We start from the raw sequence: 19,603 nt of genomic DNA, 5'->3' as shown, positions 1-19,603 counted from the left end.
CAACAGGCTCCGTCTTTGCCGCCGTCTTTCACGTGAGTCCATTCGGGGCTTCGCTCCCCGCCACGAACGCGGATCGCTTCGTGCCTATCGTCGCCGGCGAATGATCGACCGATTGGAAGGGAATGACCCGATGACATCTCGTGCGCGCGATCTGCTGGCGGTTCTGCTGGGGCTTGGCATCGTTGCCTATGGCGCCGTCGGCGCAACGGCCGCCGACATGGCGCTGAAGGCGCCGCCTGCGCCGCTGCCGGCCGGCTTCAGCTGGACGGGCTTCTATGCGGGTGTTCACGCGGGCTACGGCACCGGTGACGGCAACGCGGCGCGGGTCGATCCCTCTGCGCTGCTCGCGATGTTTCCCGGTGTGAACAACCTTACCTCGACGGCATCTGCTCCGTTCGCGCTCGGTGTCGATCAATCGGGTTGGCTGGGCGGTCTACAGGCCGGTTACAACTGGCAGAGCGGCCATCTGGTCGCCGGTGTTGAAGCCGATGTCAGCGCGGCCGGGATTGGCGGGCGCGCATCAGGCTCGTATGCGTTCCGCCCGGTTTTCCTCGTCGGCGATTTCGACAATTACACCGGCACCGTGACGGTGACGCAGGACATCGATTATCTCGGCACACTGCGCGGCCGCCTCGGTTACGCCAGCCGCAACTGGCTGTTCTATGCGACGGGCGGTCTCGCCTGGGCGCATGTCAAGGCACGTCTCGACAGCAGCCATGTCAGGCTGACCAACAACTTCCCGATCCCCGGGTTTCCCGGCGCGCTGGACGGTCATGCCTCGGCAAGTGGTTACAATGTCGGGTACGCGGTCGGCGGCGGCGGAGAGTGGGCGTTCGCGCCGCATTGGTCGTTCAAGGCGGAATATCTTTATCTCAACCTTGGTCGTCAGCTCACCTTGTCCATTCCCGCGACCAGCCTTGCGGCCAGCGACATCGCGCTTCACACCTTCAGGATCGGTCTGAACCGCCAATTTGCGCCGTGATGCCGGTGAGGCTCAGTATTTCCTGACCGCGGTGCCGAACGCCATCCAGAGCCCGATCGATGCAAGGCCGAAGCCGCCCAGCAGCAAGAAGGTCGGGCCGTAGCCGATCCATTGTGCGATCCAGCCGCCGAGTGCCGGACTGAGGCTGGCGCCGACGCCCTGCACCGTGATCACGGCGCCCTGGCCGAGATTGATGCGGCCGGTGCCGTTGAGCGCGCGCGCGACCATGCCGGGCACGGCGACCGTCTGCAGTCCGGTGCCGATGCCGTCGAGCACCTGCATCGGTACCACGCCCCACCATCCCGTGACGAAGAAGGCCAGCACGCCGCGGATAGGCAGGAACATGAAGGAGATCAGGATGATCGGCCAGTAATTGCGCTTGCTCGCGGCCTTCATCGCGACCAGCGAGGTCACGATCATCACGCCCTGCGCGATCACCACGGTGGTTGCGACGAAGCTCGGGCCGTTGGCCTGTCCCTCGGCGACCGCCGCTAGACCATAGAGCGGAACGATCGCGGCATTGCCGAGATGGAACAGCGCGAGTGAAAGCGCCAGCACCAGCAGCGCCCGGTGCTTGAGCAGCATCGTAAACGCATCCGGCGCACTGTCGGGATCGTCCTCCTTGCAGCCACGCGAAGCGCGATCGTCGATCGCCTTGGCGGGGATCATCATCACGCAGGCGATCGCGATGGCGCCGAACACGGCCGCCAGAACGAAGACGGCGAAATAGCCGAACTTGTAGCCGAGATAGCCCGACAATGCCGCGCCGACCATGTTGCCGGCGTGGTTGAACGCCTGGTTGCGGCCGTTGAGCGCGTTGAAGCCTTTCTGCCTGGCGATGCCGAGCGTGATACCGGTGACCGCCGGCACGATGGCGGCGCTCGCCAGCGATTGCGCGACCTGGGAGAACGTCACCGCCCAGAAGTTCTGCGAGATCAGGATGATCGCTGAGGCGAGAACGACGCAGATTCCGGGAATGACGACCCATAGTCGCTTGTTGCGGCTGGAATCGATGAAGCCGCCGATCGGCGTCGTCACAAGCATGCCCGCGACATTGCCGATCGTCATCGCGGTGCCGATCAGTCCGGTCGCCCAGCCACGTTCCTGGAGGAAGACGCCGACGAATGGCCCGATGCCCGACTGCATGTCGGCCATGAAGAAGTTGAGTGCGAACAGAGGCCAGATACGGGACGGGGAGGGAGGCCGCGAAGTCATCGATACCTAGGCATGCTGTTCGTGTGTCGTGATCCTCTTGGCCAATCGTCCTGGCGTTGATCTGAAACGTAACGGGTGCTCCCTGCGTTGGTTCCAGCTACCCCGGTCATCGACCTTGCTGAAAGCGCGTCCGCAATGTCATGTTGCGATCCTGCCATGGAGCTCTGCTCATGCCTCTCTGGATCTGCGAAACCTGCGGCGCGCAATTCCCGAACGGCGGAATTCCGCCGGCCTCCTGCCTGATCTGCGAGGACGAGCGGCAGTTCGTGAACTGGAAGGGGCAGAGCTTTCTCACGCGCGAGCAGCTCATGCAGGGGCATCGGCTGGTCGGGCGCGGCGATCTCGGCCTCACCGGCATCGGCATGGAGCCGAGCTTCGCCATCGGGCAGCGCGCGCTGCTGGTGCCGCAAGGCGACGGCTGCGTGATGTGGGACTGCATTCCGCTTGCAACCGATGATGCGATCCAATATGTCGCCGCACTCGGTGGGCTGAAGGCGATCGCGATCTCGCATCCGCACTACTACGGCGCAGTCGCCGACTGGAGTGACACCTTCGGCGGCATACCGGTCTATCTGCATGCCGACGATCGCGCCTTCGTCACGCGGCCGCATCCCGCGATCGTGCACTGGACCGGTGATAGCCTCCGCATCTCCAAGGACGTGCTGCTGCTGCGCACCGGCGGTCATTTCGCCGGCGCCACCATGCTGCACTCGGCGCGCAGTGCGGACGGCCGGGGCGCACTGCTCACCGGCGACATCGCGCAGGTGACGATGGACCGCCGCTTCGTCAGCTTCATGTACTCCTATCCCAACTACATGCCGCTCAACGCAGCCGCGGTGCGGCGGATCGCTGATGCCGTCGAGCCGCTCGCCTTCGATCGCATCTATGGCGCGTGGTGGGGCCGCAACATCGCCAGCGGTGCCAAGGCTGCCTTCGCGGCATCGGTGGAGCGCTACATAGCGGCCATCGCCTGAGCTGGCGGGAGAAGCGGATTTATCTTGCCGGTCGTTAATAAATGTACTATGCGTACAGTTATTAAATCTGCTGCATGGCGCAGCTGCGGGTCCGGCATGATCGATGCATCGTGGAAGCTGCGGCACTCTGCGGCCGCGTGAGCGGGAGTTGGACGCATGACGGCGCCAAGCGATGGCGAGATCTTCGAGGCTGGCGACGTCACGCTCCAGTCCGGAGCCGTATTTCCTGCGCTGAAGCTCGTCTACAGGACCTACGGCACCCTGAGTTCGGCGAGAGATAACGTCATCCTCTATCCGACCTCGTTCAGCGCACAGCACGCTGATACCGAATGGCTGATCGGGCCCGACGGCGTGCTCGACCCCACGCGCTTCTTCATCATCATTCCGAACCTGCTGGGCAACGGCCTGTCGTCCTCGCCGTCGAACACCGCCGCGCCGTTCCCCGAGGTGACCTATCACGATGCCGTCGCGGTCCAGCGCCGGCTCCTCACCGAGCGGTTCGGCATCGCGAAGCTGGCGCTGGTCTATGGCTGGTCGATGGGCGGCATGCAGGCCTATCACTGGGCGGCGCTGCATCCTGATATGGTCGAGCGAGCCGCCGTGGTCTGCGGCAGTGCGCGTTGCGCGCCCTACAATTACGTCTTCCTGGAGAGCGTGAAGGCCGCGCTCACTGCGGATCCCGCCTTCCGCGAAGGCCGCTTCGTGGAGAAGCCCGTGGCCGGCTATCGCGCGATGGGGCGGGTCTATGCCGGCTGGGCGATGTCGCACGGTTTCTATCGTGATGAGCTCTGGCGCGAGGCGGGCTTCACCTCGCTGGAGGATTATCTCGTCCGCACCTGGGATGCGACGTTCGCGCGGCGCGACGCCAATGATCTGCTGACGCAGGTCGGCATCTGGCAGCGGGGCGACATCAGCCGCTGTGATGCATTCGCTGGCGATCTCGATCGCGCGCTGGCGGCGATCAAGGCGCACATGCTGCTGATGCCTGGCGCCACCGATCGCTATTTCGACGTGCGCGACAATCAGGACGAGCTCGGCCGGCTGGTGAACGCGAAATCCGCCGTGCTGCATCCGATCCCGTCGCTGCACGGCCATCGCGCCGGCAATCCCGTCGGCAATCCGCGCGACCAGGCCTTTCTCAAGGCCGAGGTCGCGGCGCTCCTTTCGAGGTAGACAGGTCTCCGCTCATGACTGATGCAACTGTTTCCGAGCCTGATCATCGCTTGAAGCCGCTGTCACCGGCCATGCTGCGCGAATTATCGGTCCGCTCCGATCTCCGGGGCGCCGTGCAGGGCCTCGGCCATTTCGGAATGATCGTGCTGGTGGGCACGCTGATCTCTAAGGTTTCCTCGACCTGGGGCGTGCTTTGGGCGCTGCCATTGATGATGATGCAGGGCTATGTCGTCGCCTTCCTGTTCATGGCGGTGCACGAGACCGCGCACAAGACGGCGTTCAGAAGCCGCCGCCTCAACCTCGGCGTCGGCTATCTCGCGGCCTTCATGATCGGATTGCCTTACGAATACTATTGCCTGTTTCACTGGGATCATCATCGCTACACCCAGGATCCCGACAGGGACCCCGAGCTGATCGTCGGCGTGAAGCCGACATCCGACACGCAGCTCGCGATCGCCTATAGCGGCTTGCTCCAGGTCGCCGGCCGTCTCCGCCTGATGCTCGGCCACGCGATCACCGGCAAGGTCGTCGTGCCCTGGATCCCCGAGGGCAAGCGTGCCGTCATCGTCAGGGAGGCGCGTGTCTATGTCGCGCTCTATGTCCTGCTGCTTGCGCTGTCGCTGTGGTTCTCCTCTGCGCTGTTGCTCTGGGTGTGGATCGTCCCGCTCGTGAGCGGGCAATTCTTCCTGCGGCCTTATCTCTATGCCGAACACACCGGCTGCGAGCGCACCCGCAGCGCTTTCCAGAACACGCGCACCACCTACACCGCTGCGATCGTCAAATGGTTCGCGTGGAACATGCCCTATCACGTCGAGCACCACGCCTATCCTTCGATCCCGTTTCACGCGCTGCCGAAGCTGAACGCGATCGTCGACGGCGAGATCGTTCATCGTGGCCGCGGCTACATCAGAACGACGCGCGAGACCTGGGCCTGGTTTCGTCGGCAGCGGCAGGCCGGGTAGCTCGACCAGTGCCAGTGAGGGCGTCTCCGTAATTTGTCGTGCATTTGCCGGCTTCCGATAGAGAGCTTTACGACGCGTTCATTGCGCTTGCGCATGGGGAAGAACATCGGGGTACCGTTCCGCCGCGCGTCGCATAAATGCCAGCAGGATCAAATGCTTGTTGGCGTCAAAAACGTGCCTAACGAATTCTTCCGGATCGGAAAAGTTTTAGCCGTCTTGTATTCACAACCAAGCGAGGGCGCTGCTCTAAGGTCGCTTGCATCAACACCGCCGACGTCTGGAGAGATTGGTGATGAGTGCAACGAGAGGCCGTCTTCTGGTGGTCGACGACGACCTGGTGCAGCGAGTTCTGATCGGCAAGATCGGGGCAAAGCTCGGTTACGAGACGGTGGTTGCGTCCTCCTACGAGGCCGCGACCGAGCTTCTGGGCCGCGAGGGCTTCGAGATCATGGCGCTCGACCTGTCGCTCGGCGAGCGGGACGGGGTGGAGCTGCTGCGCTTCGTCGCGGACGCCGGCCTCCATGCGATGTCGATCGTGATCATCAGCGGCTGCGACGATCGCATCATGAAGGCCACGCGGCGGGTCGCGAGCGGGTTGAAACTGTCGCTCGGCGCATGCCTGACCAAGCCGCTCGATCTGAACCGCCTGCGCAACGCATTGGAATTGCCGTGCCGCGCACCGCTGGCTACGCCATTTGCTTCGCCGCAGCTTCGGATCACGCCGGAGAGGATCCTGCGCGGCCTCGCCGCCGACGAATTCTTCGTCGAGTTTCAGCCGAAGATCGCGCTCGAGACCGGACGAGTCATCGGCGCCGAGGCGCTCGCGCGCTGGCGCACCGCTGAATTCGGCATGGTGTCGCCGCTGGTGTTCATTCCGATCGCCGAACAAGCCGGCCTCATGCGCGAGGTGACCGATTGCATCCTGTCGTCGGCGATGTCGCAGGGCCGCAAGCTGATCGAGCGCAATCCCGGCTTCACCATTGCGGTCAACATCTCGGGCACGCTGATGTCGGATCTGACCCTGCCCGACCGGATCGAGGAGATCCTGCGCCGCGAAAACATCCCGCCGACCTCGCTGACGGTGGAGATCACCGAGACCTCGGCGATGGCCGACGTCGACCGCGCCAACGACATTCTGGTGCGGCTGCGGATCAAGAAAATCGGGACGGCCATCGACGATTTCGGCACCGGCTATTCGTCGCTTGCGGCCCTGGTGCGGCTGCCGTTCAGCGAGCTGAAGATCGACCAGTCCTTCATCAAGGGCTGCGAATCCGACGACGACATGATGAAGATCGTCGATGCTTCTGTCGCGCTTGCCAAGGCGTTCAACATGAAAGTGGTGGCCGAGGGCGTCGAAAGCCCGGAGGCGCTCGAGATCATCCGCCGGATCGGCTGCGACGTCGCCCAGGGCTTCCTGTTTGCGCCCTCGCTGCGGCGCGCGCGCGCCGAACGATGGATCTCCGAGCGCAATTCCCTGGCAGACGAACAGGCCGCTTCCGCGACACAGACGGCGCTCGCGAGCTGAGACGACGAACCCCGGTCGCGGAGCGACCGGGGTTGCGCCAGTCAGATGCAGGCGGGCTCAGTAGATCCCGTAGGCGCAGACATTCACGACGCGGACGCGCAGGCCGTGACGGGTCTGGACGACGCGCTCCTGGTAGCAGTTGCTGATGCCGGTGTTGAGGTAGATGCCGCCGCCATAGCCCCAACCGTGATTCCAGTGATGGTGAGGATAGAAGCCGCCGCCGCCGGCCGACGCCGCGGTGGGCGCGAGAGCGGCGACGCCGAGCGAACCGGCAGCGATCAGACCAAGAGCAAGCTTACGAAACATTTTCATTCTCCAGTGTGGCGCTAAGGCCGTTGTTGTGTCCCTGCATCTTCGGTCGAGCCGAGATGCGATCGCGTTCACGCGCGATCGGGAGAATCGTGTTTCAAGATTGTTTCGTGGTCTCCGGCGAAACGTGCCGGAATCATGCTTTCCGCGCCGCGCGATAGCGCGCGGCCATCGCCTGCGTCATCTCCATCATCTTGTCGCGGAGATCGGCGGGTTCCAGCACTTCGGCCTCCGGGCCGAGCCGCAACAATTCGGCGGCGGCGTGCCATGAGGTCTTGCCGGTCGGCACCCGCGCGATGCGCCAGCCGTCTGCATCGGTGGTCTCTTCGATCTCGGTACGCGCCCTGACATAGGGCTGGCTCAGCGCGTCGAGCAGCTTGACGCCGAAGGGCGACAGCCGCACCACCGCGATATTCGGATGCATCTCGGCCTCGAGGCGAAGTGTCGCGGCCTGCCAATAGGCGGCGAGATCGAAATCGGCGGGACGATCGAACCGGTCGTCGAGCGCCGTGCAGTCGAGCACGCGCGCGACGCGATAGGTGCGCACGCTGGCATCGACCTGGCCTGCGAGATACCAGTTGCCGCCCTTCAGCACGAGGCCGAGCGGGGCGAGGCGGCGCTGCTTCTCCGCGCGCCAGCTCTGGTAGCGGATCTTGATCAATGTCCCGCGCAGCAGCGCACCGGCGATGGTGCGCAGATGTTGCGGTTCTTCCGCCTCGCCGAACCAGCCCGGCGCATCCAAATGAAAACGCTCCTGCATCCGTCCGGCGTCTTCGCGCAGATGGACGGGCAGCGCCGCCATCAGCTTGTTCTGCGCGGCGATCATCGCTGCGTCGAGCCCGAGTGCCGCGGCGGGGCCCGGCAAGCCTGCGAGGAACAGCGCGCCGGCCTCGCTTTGCGACAGGCCGTTCAGGCGCACGCGGTAGCCGTCGAGCAGGCGATAGCCGCCCTCGGCGCCGCGGTCGGCGTAGACAGGGACGCCGGAGGCCGCGAGCGCATCGATGTCGCGATAGATCGTGCGCACCGAGACCTCGCAGGCCTCTGCAAGCTCGGGCGCGGTGACCTGCCCCTTGGCCTGGAGGGTGGTGAGGATCGACAGCATCCGGCTCGCACGCATAAGTCCTTAAATCATACCTGACACAGGATGTCAGGTATGGGTACGTAAGAAGGGCATCGCCAGCCAATGCCCAGGAGACCTGCCATGACCGATCCGAACCGCCTCACGCTGTATTACTCGCCGCAAAGCCGCGCCACCGGCACGCGGGTGCTGCTGGAGGAGCTCGGCGCGCCCTACGATCTCCACATCCTCAACATGAAGGCCGGCGAGCAGCGCCAGCCGGCCTACCTCGCCATCAATCCGCTCGGCAAGGTTCCGGCGATCCGCCATGGCGAGGCGCTGGTGACCGAGCAGGTCGCGATCACCATCTATCTTGCCGATCTGTTCCCGCAGGCCGGCCTGACGCCCGCGCTGAATGATCCGCTGCGCGGCCCCTATCTGCGCTGGATCGCCTATTACGGCTCGTCCTTCGAGCCCGCGCTGATCGACAAGTTCATGCAGCGCGAGCCGGCGCCGATCACGCAATCGCCCTATGCCGATTACGACACCATGCTGGGTGCGCTGGAGGCGCAATTGTCGAAGGGCCCGTACCTGCTCGGCGAACGCATGACGGCCGCGGACGTGCTGTGGGGCGTCGCGTTCAGCTGGACCATGATGTTCGGCATCGTGCCGAAGAAGGACGTGTTTGTCCGCTATGCCGACCGCATGACCGCGCGCCCGGCGTTTCAGCGCATCACCGCGGCGGATGAGGAGATGGCCGCGCAGCATGCGAAGGCGATTGGGACGTAAGGGTGTTCGTGTTGTGCCATGAGGCGGCGCCTCAATCTCCGCCGTCGTCCCGGGCAAGCGCCAGCGTAGACCCGGGACCCATAACCACAGGGAGATGTGTTGCGAAGACTCGGAGTGATCAGCTCGCCACATAACCACTGCCTGTGGTTATGGGTACCGGATCTGCGCGCGCTTTGGCGCGCTTGTCCAGGACGACGGCGGAGTGCGAGGCGCCTCCTCGTACTCCTTGAGCGCCATTTCAAAACCGCGGCGCTCGCTTCTCCGCGAACGCCTTGATGCCTTCCTTGATCTCGTCGCCGCGCATGCTGTCGCGGTGGCGCTGATCGGCGGCGCGGTCGTCGAGCTCGCCGCGGGCGAATTCGTTGATCGCGCGCTTCATGCCGCGCATCGCCTGCGGCGCGTTGCCGGCGAGAACCTTGGCGAGCTTGTCGACCTCCTCGTCGAGCGTCTCTTCCGGCACCATCGCCGTGAGGTAGCCGATGCGCAGCATTTCCGGCGCGCTGATCTTCTGCGCCGTCAAGAACAGCTTTTTCGCATTGTCGAGGCCGAGCCGCGTCACGTAGCGTTTGATGCCGCTCCGGTAGTAATGCAGCCCGAGCCGCGCCGCCGGCATGAACATCTCGGCGGTGTCGATGCCGATGCGGAAATCGCAGGCGAGTGCGAGATCGGTCGAGCCGCCATAGACGCCGCCATTGAGCCGGCAGATCGTCGGCACGCCCAAGTCCTCCAGCCGGTTGACGACCACCTCGAAGGCGGAGCCCGCGCTCTGCTGCTCGTGTGCGCTGACGGCGCGCTCGGCGACCGAGTTGAGATCGTAACCCGCGGAAAAGGCGCGCCCGGTGCCGGTCAGCACCAGCACGCGGATGGCGGGATCAGCCTCGACCAGGTCGAACAGCCTGACGAGCTCGCCGAGATCCTCGGCCTGCAGCCGGTTGAGATGCTTCGGCCGGTTGAGGCGGATGGTTGCGCATGCGCCGTCGCGTTCGAGCAGGGGGCCGGTTGCGGCGTCGGTGATGTCCGACATTCTTGTCTCCTTCTTACTTGTTTTCGAGCGCGCGCCGTTGCGCCTCGGCGTCGATGGTCTCGGCGAGATCCGGGTGTCGTGCCATCAGCACGCGGAAGTCGACGAGATCGAGCACCAGTAGCCGCGACACTTTCGTGGTCGAGACGTTGGCGCCGCGCTTGTTGTTGCCGAGCAGCGCCATCTCGCCGAAGAAGGCGCCTTCGCCGAGCTGCACCTTCTTGCCGGGCAGCTCGACCTCGACCTCCCCTGCGGCGATGAAATACATGCAATCGCCTTGTGCGCCCTTGCGGATGATCATGGTGCGCGCCGGCAGCTCCATGGTGCGCAGCATGTGGGTGACGTCGGCAATGGCGGCGGGTCCAAGCGCCGCGAAGAACGGCACCTTGCTGACGGATTCCCAGGTCTTGAGGAAATTGTCGCGCCGCGTCTCGGCCGCAAATCCGGTCGCCAGGATACCGGTCCAGAGGCCGAACACGCCGAGGCCGGAGATCATCACCGCGGCCGCCACCATGCGCCCGAGCGGCGTGACCGGCACGGCATCGCCGTAGCCGGTGGTCGTGAGCGTGACGACAGCCCACCACAGTGCGGCCGGCACGCTGCCGAACGTCTGCGGCTGCACGTCCCGCTCCAGGAAATATTCGGCGACGGAGGCGAGGAAGACCACCATCAGGAAGATCACGAGCACGCTGACCAGCGGTCCCGATTCCAGCACCAGCACGCGGCGAAGCTGCCGCAGGCCCGGAATGCCCGGGACCACCTTCAACACCCAGAGCACGCTGAGCAGCCAAGCCGTTCTGGGCTCGACGCCGAGGAGAAGCGCGGCCGGCACGGCCAGCGCTCCGATCGCATCGACGATGCCGGCGGAGGAGGAGACATAAAGCGAAAGTCGTCCCTGTTGCCTCATGTGGCGCAGCCGGACCAGCCATTCGAACACGAAATAGGCGAGGCAGGCCCAGAGCAGGCCATCGACCCAGCCGTGCGCCTCCCTGGCCCGGTTGTCGGTCAGCAACACCATGCTGAGCACGCCGACCGTCACCGCGACATAGGCCGCCTTGGTCATGTTGCGGCCGGCCGTGGCGGCCGCGAACTGGGCCAGAGCGGAGATCAGCGGCTTGGACATGCGGGAAGGCTATTCGGTCTCGGGGCAGGTCTCGAGGCCCCGGTTGGGACGTCGACGCCAAAGTGCCTGTCCGGGCGAAGGCCGTCAACGACAGCAGGCGGCTCTGCCGGCGCCGCTGCGCCGGGCTGGCCGGTCTGTGCCGCCGTCGTTGGCGGTGCCTACCTGAAATGGGGCGGCTCGTCGTAGCCGCGGCGGCTGCTGAAGAACAGCAGCACCATCAGCCCGATGCCGACCACAACGGAAAACCCCGCGCCCAGCGCCAGCGCCACGTAGCCTTCCGTCGGGATCGGCTCACCTTCGATCGCCATTGCGGAATAGGCGAAATAGCCGGCTGCCGCCAGCATTCCCAGAAGGAGGATGATGAGGAGTGCACGCATGCTGCGGTCTCCGGTTGTCGTTGCGAACCAACGGTTGCAGATCGCGGCAGTTCCAGGCGGAGCAATCATGCGAACCGCCAGTCTCGTGCCCCGGACGCAGCGCATCATCCGGCGATGCGAAGCACCGTCCGGATGATGCGTTGCAGAGCCGGGGCCCATTTAGCAGCGCAGGCTCCAGCACCTGGGTCCCGGCTCGGCGCCGCAACGCCTTTGGCGTTGCAGCTTGTCCAAGACATTGGGCAGCCCAACAGGCCTCAGGCGCTCTGGGCGGTCTTCACCACCACGACGTTGCTGTCGTCGTGCTGGGCAGGACCGCCGCCTTGCACTGTCTTGTCGCTCTCTCCGGCGTGACGTTTCAGATAGTCGCGGCGCATGCCGATCTCGTCGCGCACGAATTCGTAGCCCAGCTTGAAGGTGTCGAGCCCGTCGGTGCTGATCGTGCCGTCCCTGAGGCCGATGACGGCGCCGCGCAGGATGCCCTCCAGCTCGTCCTGGAGGCATTCCAGTTGATCCAGCGAGTGGGCGTGCTCGATCCGCTCGCCGATGTCGAGGATGGCGGTCGAGAGCTCGCTGGCCTTCTCGGGCGCGATGCGGGTGATCTTTGCGTAGATCGCGGCGAAGATCGAGCCGATGACGCTGAGCGCGGCGGCGCCCAGATACATCAGGTCGCTGTACTTCTCCATGAACGACTTGGTGTCGTCGTTGATGTAGTCGGCCGCGCCCTGGTGCGCCATCACGAAGGCGTCCTTCTCGACGGAGGCCGGCTCGATCCTGCTGGCAAAGCCGTTGTCGAGCCCAAGCGCTGGCTTGTTCTCGTAGACGATGCGCGCGAGCTCGCCTGCCGTGGTCGGGGACATCCTAGATTGCGCGACCAGCAGCCATTCGAGCCCGATCGTGTCGAGGTCGTCGTCGGGAATCTGCGGCGAGGTCGCCAGAGTGCCTGCCGTCAGCGTCTCGCTGGATATGCCGGGAAGCCTGCGCGCCAGCGCCTTGGCCTCGTCGATTGCATTGAGGGTGAAGCCGCCGCGCTTGGCGAGCTGCTCATAGCCCTTGTCCCTGACGGCCCTGGAGGCGTGGACGATGGCGATCACCGCGCCAAAGCCGTTCGACGGTGCGAACAGCTTGTCGAGCGTTGCGCCCTGCGGCGCCATCTGGATCTTGGCAGCGTCCGGCCCGTCGGGAATGTCTAGAATGCTGCGGACGAAGGCGAGGGAGGCTTCGCTCTCGGCGACGACCGCGACCTTCTTCTTCTTCAGCTCCGCGATCGACTTGATCTTCTTGTTGCCGGGACCGAGCAGAAGCACGAGATCGTGCTCGAGGATCGCGAGCGTGCGCGCCCGCAGCGGGACCTTGGCGTCGGTGCGCAGCACGGCGAGATCGGCCTGCTTTCGGTCGAACTGCGCGAGCGCCTTGGCGCTGTCTGCGTTGTTGACGATCTTGATCCGGAAGCGCGAGGCGTTGGCGTTGAGCACGGCGGCGAGCTTGGCCGCGAACAGCGCCTCGTCGCCATTGGGAGCGCCGACGGCAAAGGTCAGCGTTTCCGAATTGTGCAGCAACGCGCGTCCGCCCCAGACGGTGGCGAGCGACAACAGCAGGGTCAGCACGACGTAGAGGAAGACCTGCTGTTGATTGGTCTTGATCACCTTGGGACGCCGGGGCGGCGGCTCGGTCAGTGACGAAATGGGGCCTTCAGCACTCATGGCAGCACTCTGGCCTTATTCTTTCGGTGGCGGGTGGCTCGCGAATGTGATCGCGGTAAGCGCCCTCTAATTCGTAAGCGTCTGAAAAAAGAACGATATTCTCTGTCTTCAATGATAGCGCGAAGGTCGCGGAAAGCAAATTTCGAGCCGACGGTAACCTTACGCGACGCGTCCGCGGCGATTGGTCATCCTATCACTAGTTAGCCACACTTGGCGATTTTCCGGTTCCCCCCGGCTGCATTCCGCCGCGGGAGATGTCATAAATCGTACGTCCCGGCGATTTGACCGGTCCAGAACTGGTCCAAGAAGAAGTTGCGCTGAACGGCTCCCATTTTTCTTGTCACGTCAATGAGGGCGTCAGCCTTGTCGTTTCCACCCATGTCATCGGCGGTTCCGGTCGAAGCGCTTATTGGCTGGATGTTGCTGCTCACCTTCAAGCACATCATCGCCGATTTCGTCCTCCAGACCGCCTGGATGGCGCACGGCAAGGACCAGAAGCACGGCTGGGCCCTGCCGCTTCTGGTGCACTGCCTGGTTCACCTTGCAGTTGCACTGCCGTTGATCCTGATCGTGGCGCCGAAATTCTGGTTCGTGGCTCTGATCGACTTCGTGATCCACATCACGATCGACCGCGCCAAGGGGCTCGTCTCGGCGAATTTCGGGGTCGACCTGGCGCATCCCTGGTTCTGGACCTTGATCGGCGTCGACCAGGCCCTGCACCACCTCACCGGCTTTGGGCTCTCGATTTTCATGGCGGCGAACTGAGACCGCCGCTCGCCCTTTGAGTCGGGCCATTCTTCATCGGCCACCAGAACTCGTCATGCCCGGGGGCTCGTCCCGCCTGCGCGGCCGAAGCCGCTTTGGCGCGGCGAAGGCCCGGGCATCCACGTTCTTCGTGCCATCCGGCCAGACGTGGATGGCCGGGACAAGCCCGGCCATGACGTTGTGGAGGCCTTTACACCCCGATCCCGCTTCCGATTCGCGGCCGACGCACAAGGACCCCGGGTGACTACCGCCCAGGGTGGTTAACCTTTCGTTAGACAATTGCGCTGCATCTTCCGCGAGACGAGGGAGAACTGCAATGTTTTCAAGCCGCGATACCTTTGAAAGCGATTTCTGCCCGGTCCGCGACGAGCTCCTTGGCGAGATGTATCGCGCCAGCGAGAGTGGCCTGCCGAGGTTGGTTGAGAGTGTTTCCCCTGACGCGCGCGCCAGGCTGGCGCTGTTTTGCTACCGCCGCAGCCATTTGCACTCGCTAGCGGTCGCGATCGCAGGCAGCTGCAGCGAGCGCGACCTGATCGAGAACGGCGGCCGCGTCGGCTCGACGCTTTACGCGTTGTCGCGCGAGGGCACCGCGAAATCCTCGCCGTCGCTGTCGGGCGGGCGCAAGCCGATCACGCTGTCGACCAAGCCGCTATCGGTGCTCGCACCGCTGGACGACGAGATCGACGACGAGATCAGCGAAGCGGTTCCGGCTTAAGCGGCTTCTCGTTGACGCGTCATCTTGCCGGAAAGCCGCTGCGCACTTTGCGCTAACGCGGCCCTTCGGGTCCGGATCATGCGCTAACGATCACGGGCAACCCGAACTTCCGCCGCGCCATCGCGCATTCGGCATCGCCCGGCATGCAGGTGCGGCACACCTCCGGCCGCACGGCATAGATGCCGCAGGCGGTCGCTTTCCCGATTTCCCCCTGCAAGGCCGAGCAGCGATCACCCTCGCACCGCATGCCCGACTGACGCGCGTTGACGAGCGCCTCCGGGATGGCTGCAAGCTCTTCGTCGCTCTCGATCGAGAAGCGCGGCCAGTTGGCCGAATAGCCACAGCACGCGCCGCAGCTCTGGCAATAGCTCGACGGATCGGTGGGGTTGTCCTGCATCCTCGTCACGTGTCCTTTGGCGGGCCCCAGACCAGGCTCTGCCGCCATCTGGCGCGCAGCACGTCGCGACGCTCCGGATATTTCTCGTCGAGATAGTTCGCGTCCACCACGCGGTCGGTGCGGAAGCTGCGGAAGTCGCCGCGCAGTTCGCACCAGGCCGCGAGCAATCGCACGGCTTCGAGATAGCCGACCGAAATCGGCCAGATCATGCGCTCGCTGGCACGGCCCTGCTCGTCGCGATAGCGCAGCATGATCTTCTTGCCTTCGTGGATCTGCGTGCGGGTTCGCACCATGTCGAGACGATCCGGCTCCCTGTTCCAGCTTGGCCGGGCGCGGCTCGCCGGCTCCAGCACGAAGGGGCGCAGGCGCTCAGGCACGGTGTCGGCGATCTTGGCCATCAGATCTTCGGCCGCGCGCGCCAGCGCGGAATCGGCGTGGCCCGCGACCCATTGTGCGCCCAGCACTGCGGCCTCGATCTCGTCGGGTGTCAGCATCAAAGGCGGCAGGTCAAAACCCTTTTCCAGGATGTAACCCATACCGGCCTCACCGCGGATCGGCACGCGCTGGCCGATCAGCGTGGCGATGTCGCGATAGATCGTGCGCTTCGAGGTCTCGAGCTCGGCCGCGATGGCATCCGCCGTCAGCGGCTTACGCGTGCGTCTCAGCACCTGGATGATCTGAAACAGCCGGTCGGCGCGTCTCATGACAATTCTCTTATCGGTGATCTTTTCAGAAAGCGGCGCGCGGCTGCTGACAGGATGTTGGCAGCAGGGGAGTTCTATACCGGGACAACACAGCGACTGAAGAGGATTTGTCCATGATCATTCCAACCCATTTCGGCCCGGTCATTCCGATGCTGCGGGCCCAGGCATGGTCCGTGTCGGTGTTCGGCCGCCTCGTTTCGCTCGATCTCATGGCCGTCGACCTCCGGTTTGCCCTCGCCAGCGCAGTGACGGGCTCGCTGGTTCGAGCCGCCGACGCGCTGGTCCGACACGTGATGTGCCGCGCCTGGCGAGGGGCTCGGTTCGCAGAAGATATCACGGCTGCTGCCACCATGGTGGCAGCAGCCGGTCACTAGGTTCCCCAAAACTCGCAGGTCCAGGAGAGATCGCATGATCACGCTTTACGGCTTTGGCAACGGCTTCGGCCTGCCGGAAATCAGCCCCTTCGTCACCAAGACCGAGGTGCAGCTCAAGATGGCGGGACTGCCCTACCGGAAGGAGCGGGCGATGCCGCCGGCCTCGCCCAAGGGGCAGCTGCCGTTCATCGACGATGGCGGCGAGGCGGTGGCCGATTCCACCTTCATCCGCGCCCATATCGAGCGCCGCTACGGCTTTGATTTCGACGCCGGCCTGTCTCTGCAGGAGCGGGCGCAGGCCTGGGCGTTCGAGCGCATGATCGAGCATCACGTCTATTGGGGACTGGTCGGCGCCCGCTGGGTCGATCCCGTCAATTTCGCCAAGGGCCCCGCGCATTTCTTCGATGGCGCGCCGGAGCACAATCGCGAGAAGCTGCGCGAGGATGCGCAATTCCGCGTCGCCGAGAACTATCTGCTCTCGGGGCTCGGCCGCCATGGGCCCGACGACGATGTCGACCTTGCCGTGCGCTCGCTGTTCGCGCTGTCGGTGCAGCTCGGCGACAAGTCGTTCCTGATGGGCAACAAGCCCTGCGGTGTCGACGCGACGGCCTTCGGCATGCTCGCCGGCGTCCTCACGCCGTTCTTCGACTCAGCCCTCCGCGAGCGCGCCGAGGGGTTTCCGAATCTCACCGCCTATGTCGACCGCATGATGGATGCTTATTATCCGGAGTTCGCCTGGACCCCGCTGCGGCAGGCGGCGTAAGGCTCGATGTAGCCACATCGTCATGGCCGGGCTTGTCCCCCCCCATCCACGTCTTGCCATGCAGCGCGAAGAACGTGGATGCCCGGGACAAGCCCAGGCATGACGACCTGAGAGATTGAATCCAAAAACAAAAGAGCCGGCCCATCGGGCCGGCTCTTGTCGTATCCGAATTGTGGCTGGCCTTACTTCACCAGCGAGTACTTGCCGTCCTTCACCGTCAGCAGGATGCGGGCGCGTTCGTCGACGCCGTAGCGGTCCTTTTCCGTGAAGTTGTAGACGCCCTGGCTCGCCGCGAGGTCCTTCTCCGACAGCAATGCCTGGCGGATCGCTTCGCGGAATTCCGGGGTGCCGGGCTTGGCCGTCTTCAGCGCCGCGGGAATGATGCGCTTGAGGATCTCGAACGCATCGTAGGAATGGCCGGCGAACTGGCTGCGGCTGTTCGGGCCGTACTTGGCCTCATAGGCCGCGTTGAGCGCGAGGCCGGGCTTCTTGGTGAGTGCGCTATCCGGCTGATCCTCGGGGTCCATCACGGGGCCCGAGGCCATCAGCACGCCTTCCGCCGCCTTGCCGGCGATGCGGATGAAATCCATGCTGGCGGCGCCGTGGGTCTGGTAGATCAGCCCCTTGTAGCCGCGCTCGCGCAGCTCGGTCTGCGGCAGCGCGGCCGCGGTGCCGGAAGCGCCGACCAGGATCGCGTCGGGATTGGCGGCAACGAGCTTCAGCACCTGTCCGGTCACCGAGGTGTCGGGACGGGCAAAGCGCTCCTCGTCGACGATGGTCATGCCCATCGGCACGGCCTGCGCCTTCAGGTCATTGAACCAGAGGTCGCCATAGGAGTCGGAATAGCCGATATAGCCGAGCGTCTTCACGCCCTTGGCCTTCATGTGGTCGTACAGCACCTTGCCGACGATCGGAATCGGCTGCGGCATCGCCACCGACCACTTCATGCGCTCGGGCGTGATCGGGAACGGCGCGAGGCCGAAATGCGGAATGCCGGCTTCGTTGGCGACGTTGGAGACCGCGATGGTCGGCGGCGTCAGCGCCGAGCCCATGATGATATCGGCCTTGGATTCGGTCACAAAGCGGCGGGCGTTGGTCGTCGCGGTGGTGGGATCGCCGCCGTCGTCGAGCACGATCACCTTCAGTGGCACGCCGCCGATTTCCTTCGGCACGAATTCGAGCGCGTTGCGCTCGGGAATGCCGAGGGCTGCACCCGGGCCGGTCGTGGTGGTGGTGATGCCGATGGTGACTTCGGCGGTCTGGGCCAGCGCGGGCAGCGCCGGCAAGGCAATCGTTGCCGCCGCGATGGCGGCGGTCAGGTAAAAGCGCTTCATTTATTCCTCCCTTGACGTGTTGCTTTGAAAGCAGAAATCGGGGGGTAATTCAGCCCCCTCTTTTGGTGATGCGGCGATTTAGCTTCCCGTGAATTTGGCTACCATTTCCGCCGGGAATGGTGCCGATTTCAGCTTGTCGGGGTTAACGGGGTCGCGGCCGACGAGGACGCGGGTCTCGAACCCCTCGATCGCCAGCGCCTCGCCCTTGTAGACGTTGTGCTTCACCTCGAAGCTCGAGCGCTTGATGCTCTCGATTCTGGTCTCGATGGTGATCCAGTCGCCATAGGTCGAGGGGATGTAGAACCTGGACCGCGTGTCGACCATGGGGATGCCCACCAGGCCGTATTTGCGGACCAGGTCCTGCTTGGAGAAGCCGGCGACCTCGAACAGGGTCGAGGTCGAATCGTCGAACATCGCGAAATAGCGCGGATAGTAGACGATGTTGGCGGGGTCGCAGTCACCCCACTGAATCTGGACCTCGCGCCGGTTCACGAACATGCGATTGTTGCCTTACTTCGGCGCCATGCGCAGGGAGCCGTCGAGGCGGACCACTTCGCCGTTCAGGTAGGAATTCTCGACCATGTGCAGGGCGAGCGCGGCGAACTCGTCGGCGTTGCCGAGCCGGCGCGGGAAGGGGATCGCGGCGGCAAGCGAGTTCTGGGCTTCCTGCGGAAGGTTTGCCAGCAGCGGCGTCAGGAACAGGCCGGGCGCGATGGTCAGCACACGGACGCCGAACTGCGCGAGCTCGCGCGCGATCGGCAGCGTCATGCCGACGATGCCGCCCTTGGAGGCCGAATAGGCGGATTGTCCGATCTGGCCGTCATAGGCGGCGACGGACGCCGTGTTGATGATGACGCCACGCTCGCCGGTCGCCTGCGGCTCCAGCTTGGACATCTCGGTCGCGGCAAGGCGCAGCATGTTGAAGGTGCCGATCAGGTTGACCTTGATCACCTTGTCGAAATCGGCGAGCGCCATCGGACCGTCGCGGCCGACCACGCGCTTGGCAACGCCGATGCCGGCGCAATTGACCAGCACGCGCGGTGCGCCAACGGCCTTGGTCGCCTGCGCGATCGCGGCTTCAGCGGAAGCAGCATCGGAGACGTCGCAGGTGACCGCGACGCCCTTGATTTCTACGGCAACGGTTTCGGCAAGCTTGGCATTGAGGTCGAACACCGCGACCTTGGCGCCCTGCGCCGCCAGCTTCCGCGCGGTGGCCGCGCCCAGTCCCGATGCGCCGCCGGTGACGATGGCTGCCTGATCCTTCAACAACATGGCGTTCTCCTGGTGCGGAATTCTAGACGAGATGAACTCCCTCTCCCCGCTTGCGGGGAGAGGGTTGGGGTG

General features: G+C 64.7%; 22 protein-coding genes. 10 read left to right on the top strand and 12 right to left on the bottom strand.

Going from position 1 to position 19,603, the window contains the following annotated elements; genetic code table 11:
* The first annotated feature begins 130 nt into the window (after positions 1 to 130).
* A complete protein-coding gene (locus tag Q0743_RS18830) occupies positions 131 to 982 on the top strand; it encodes an outer membrane beta-barrel protein (protein WP_298243005.1) in 852 nt (283 codons plus the stop codon).
* Between the two features lie 12 nt (positions 983 to 994).
* Here Q0743_RS18830 and Q0743_RS18825 read toward each other — a convergent pair whose 3' ends face one another.
* Entirely contained in the window at positions 995 to 2,197 is a 1,203-nt protein-coding gene (locus Q0743_RS18825; RefSeq protein WP_298243004.1) for an MFS transporter, read from the bottom strand.
* 170 nt (positions 2,198 to 2,367) lie between these two features.
* Between Q0743_RS18825 and Q0743_RS18820 the strand changes: the two genes are divergently transcribed.
* The 4 genes from Q0743_RS18820 to Q0743_RS18805 all read left to right on the top strand — a co-directional run bounded on the left by Q0743_RS18820 (position 2,368) and on the right by Q0743_RS18805 (position 6,831).
* A complete protein-coding gene (locus Q0743_RS18820) occupies positions 2,368 to 3,171 on the top strand; it encodes an MBL fold metallo-hydrolase (protein WP_298243003.1) in 804 nt (267 codons plus the stop codon).
* A 156-nt stretch (positions 3,172 to 3,327) separates the two neighbouring features.
* Complete coding sequence (locus Q0743_RS18815; RefSeq protein WP_298243002.1) at positions 3,328 to 4,344, top strand: alpha/beta fold hydrolase; 1,017 nt, start codon at positions 3,328 to 3,330, stop codon at positions 4,342 to 4,344.
* Between the two features lie 14 nt (positions 4,345 to 4,358).
* Complete coding sequence (locus tag Q0743_RS18810; RefSeq protein ID WP_298243001.1) at positions 4,359 to 5,306, top strand: fatty acid desaturase; 948 nt, start codon at positions 4,359 to 4,361, stop codon at positions 5,304 to 5,306.
* A gap of 292 nt (positions 5,307 to 5,598) precedes the next feature.
* Positions 5,599 to 6,831, top strand: a complete 1,233-nt coding sequence (locus tag Q0743_RS18805) for an EAL domain-containing response regulator (RefSeq protein WP_298243000.1) — start codon at positions 5,599 to 5,601, stop codon at positions 6,829 to 6,831.
* Positions 6,832 to 6,888: 57 nt separating this feature from the next.
* Here Q0743_RS18805 and Q0743_RS18800 read toward each other — a convergent pair whose 3' ends face one another.
* Together Q0743_RS18800 and Q0743_RS18795 are read right to left on the bottom strand one after the other, a co-directional pair.
* Positions 6,889 to 7,137 (bottom strand): hypothetical protein, encoded by a 249-nt coding sequence (locus tag Q0743_RS18800; RefSeq protein ID WP_298242999.1) that lies wholly within the window; start codon positions 7,135 to 7,137, stop codon positions 6,889 to 6,891.
* Between the two features lie 139 nt (positions 7,138 to 7,276).
* Complete coding sequence (locus tag Q0743_RS18795) at positions 7,277 to 8,257, bottom strand: YafY family protein (RefSeq protein WP_298242998.1); 981 nt, start codon at positions 8,255 to 8,257, stop codon at positions 7,277 to 7,279.
* 84 nt (positions 8,258 to 8,341) lie between these two features.
* Here Q0743_RS18795 and Q0743_RS18790 point away from each other — a divergent pair, with 84 nt between their 5' ends.
* Complete coding sequence (locus tag Q0743_RS18790) at positions 8,342 to 8,986, top strand: glutathione S-transferase family protein (protein WP_298242997.1); 645 nt, start codon at positions 8,342 to 8,344, stop codon at positions 8,984 to 8,986.
* 238 nt (positions 8,987 to 9,224) lie between these two features.
* On the opposite strand, the gene Q0743_RS18785 is transcribed toward Q0743_RS18790, so the two are convergent.
* The 4 genes from Q0743_RS18785 to Q0743_RS18770 form a co-directional block, all read right to left on the bottom strand.
* Positions 9,225 to 10,010 carry an enoyl-CoA hydratase/isomerase family protein gene (locus Q0743_RS18785; RefSeq protein WP_298242996.1) on the bottom strand — a complete coding sequence of 262 codons (786 nt, stop codon included), beginning with the start codon at positions 10,008 to 10,010 and terminating at the stop codon, positions 9,225 to 9,227.
* Positions 10,011 to 10,023: 13 nt separating this feature from the next.
* A complete protein-coding gene (locus Q0743_RS18780) occupies positions 10,024 to 11,130 on the bottom strand; it encodes a cyclic nucleotide-gated ion channel (protein ID WP_298242995.1) in 1,107 nt (368 codons plus the stop codon).
* A gap of 158 nt (positions 11,131 to 11,288) precedes the next feature.
* A complete protein-coding gene (locus Q0743_RS18775) occupies positions 11,289 to 11,507 on the bottom strand; it encodes a hypothetical protein (protein WP_097660044.1) in 219 nt (72 codons plus the stop codon).
* 254 nt (positions 11,508 to 11,761) lie between these two features.
* Complete coding sequence (locus Q0743_RS18770) at positions 11,762 to 13,207, bottom strand: TAXI family TRAP transporter solute-binding subunit (RefSeq protein ID WP_298242994.1); 1,446 nt, start codon at positions 13,205 to 13,207, stop codon at positions 11,762 to 11,764.
* 417 nt (positions 13,208 to 13,624) lie between these two features.
* Between Q0743_RS18770 and Q0743_RS18765 the strand changes: the two genes are divergently transcribed.
* Together Q0743_RS18765 and Q0743_RS18760 are read left to right on the top strand one after the other, a co-directional pair.
* Positions 13,625 to 13,972 carry a DUF3307 domain-containing protein gene (locus Q0743_RS18765; protein WP_018458457.1) on the top strand — a complete coding sequence of 116 codons (348 nt, stop codon included), beginning with the start codon at positions 13,625 to 13,627 and terminating at the stop codon, positions 13,970 to 13,972.
* Positions 13,973 to 14,288: 316 nt separating this feature from the next.
* Positions 14,289 to 14,687 (top strand): hypothetical protein, encoded by a 399-nt coding sequence (locus Q0743_RS18760; RefSeq protein WP_298242993.1) that lies wholly within the window; start codon positions 14,289 to 14,291, stop codon positions 14,685 to 14,687.
* Positions 14,688 to 14,763: 76 nt separating this feature from the next.
* Here the strand turns inward: Q0743_RS18760 and Q0743_RS18755 are convergent, their stop codons facing one another.
* Positions 14,764 to 15,084 carry a YkgJ family cysteine cluster protein gene (locus Q0743_RS18755; protein WP_298242992.1) on the bottom strand — a complete coding sequence of 107 codons (321 nt, stop codon included), beginning with the start codon at positions 15,082 to 15,084 and terminating at the stop codon, positions 14,764 to 14,766.
* A 5-nt stretch (positions 15,085 to 15,089) separates the two neighbouring features.
* Complete coding sequence (locus tag Q0743_RS18750; protein WP_097660039.1) at positions 15,090 to 15,788, bottom strand: YafY family protein; 699 nt, start codon at positions 15,786 to 15,788, stop codon at positions 15,090 to 15,092.
* A gap of 113 nt (positions 15,789 to 15,901) precedes the next feature.
* Between Q0743_RS18750 and Q0743_RS18745 the strand changes: the two genes are divergently transcribed.
* Together Q0743_RS18745 and Q0743_RS18740 are read left to right on the top strand one after the other, a co-directional pair.
* Positions 15,902 to 16,162, top strand: a complete 261-nt coding sequence (locus Q0743_RS18745) for a hypothetical protein (RefSeq protein WP_298242991.1) — start codon at positions 15,902 to 15,904, stop codon at positions 16,160 to 16,162.
* Positions 16,163 to 16,196: 34 nt separating this feature from the next.
* A complete protein-coding gene (locus tag Q0743_RS18740) occupies positions 16,197 to 16,925 on the top strand; it encodes a glutathione S-transferase family protein (RefSeq protein WP_298242990.1) in 729 nt (242 codons plus the stop codon).
* 182 nt (positions 16,926 to 17,107) lie between these two features.
* Here Q0743_RS18740 and Q0743_RS18735 read toward each other — a convergent pair whose 3' ends face one another.
* The 3 genes from Q0743_RS18735 to Q0743_RS18725 all read right to left on the bottom strand — a co-directional run bounded on the left by Q0743_RS18735 (position 17,108) and on the right by Q0743_RS18725 (position 19,531).
* Positions 17,108 to 18,259, bottom strand: coding sequence for an ABC transporter substrate-binding protein (locus Q0743_RS18735; RefSeq protein WP_298242989.1), 1,152 nt, complete (start codon positions 18,257 to 18,259; stop codon positions 17,108 to 17,110).
* A gap of 78 nt (positions 18,260 to 18,337) precedes the next feature.
* Entirely contained in the window at positions 18,338 to 18,757 is a 420-nt protein-coding gene (locus Q0743_RS18730; RefSeq protein WP_298242988.1) for a thioesterase family protein, read from the bottom strand.
* Between the two features lie 12 nt (positions 18,758 to 18,769).
* The gene (locus Q0743_RS18725; RefSeq protein WP_298242987.1) at positions 18,770 to 19,531 is read right to left on the bottom strand and encodes an SDR family NAD(P)-dependent oxidoreductase; all 762 of its coding nucleotides are present in this window, start codon (positions 19,529 to 19,531) and stop codon (positions 18,770 to 18,772) included.
* Positions 19,532 to 19,603: the final 72 nt, after the last annotated feature.

The organism is uncultured Bradyrhizobium sp. (genome assembly GCF_936943645.1).
Taxonomy (GTDB): Bacteria; Pseudomonadota; Alphaproteobacteria; order Rhizobiales; family Xanthobacteraceae; genus Bradyrhizobium.
The sequence above is the reverse complement of the archived record's forward strand: the minus strand, read 5'-3'. Positions and strand labels throughout refer to the sequence as shown.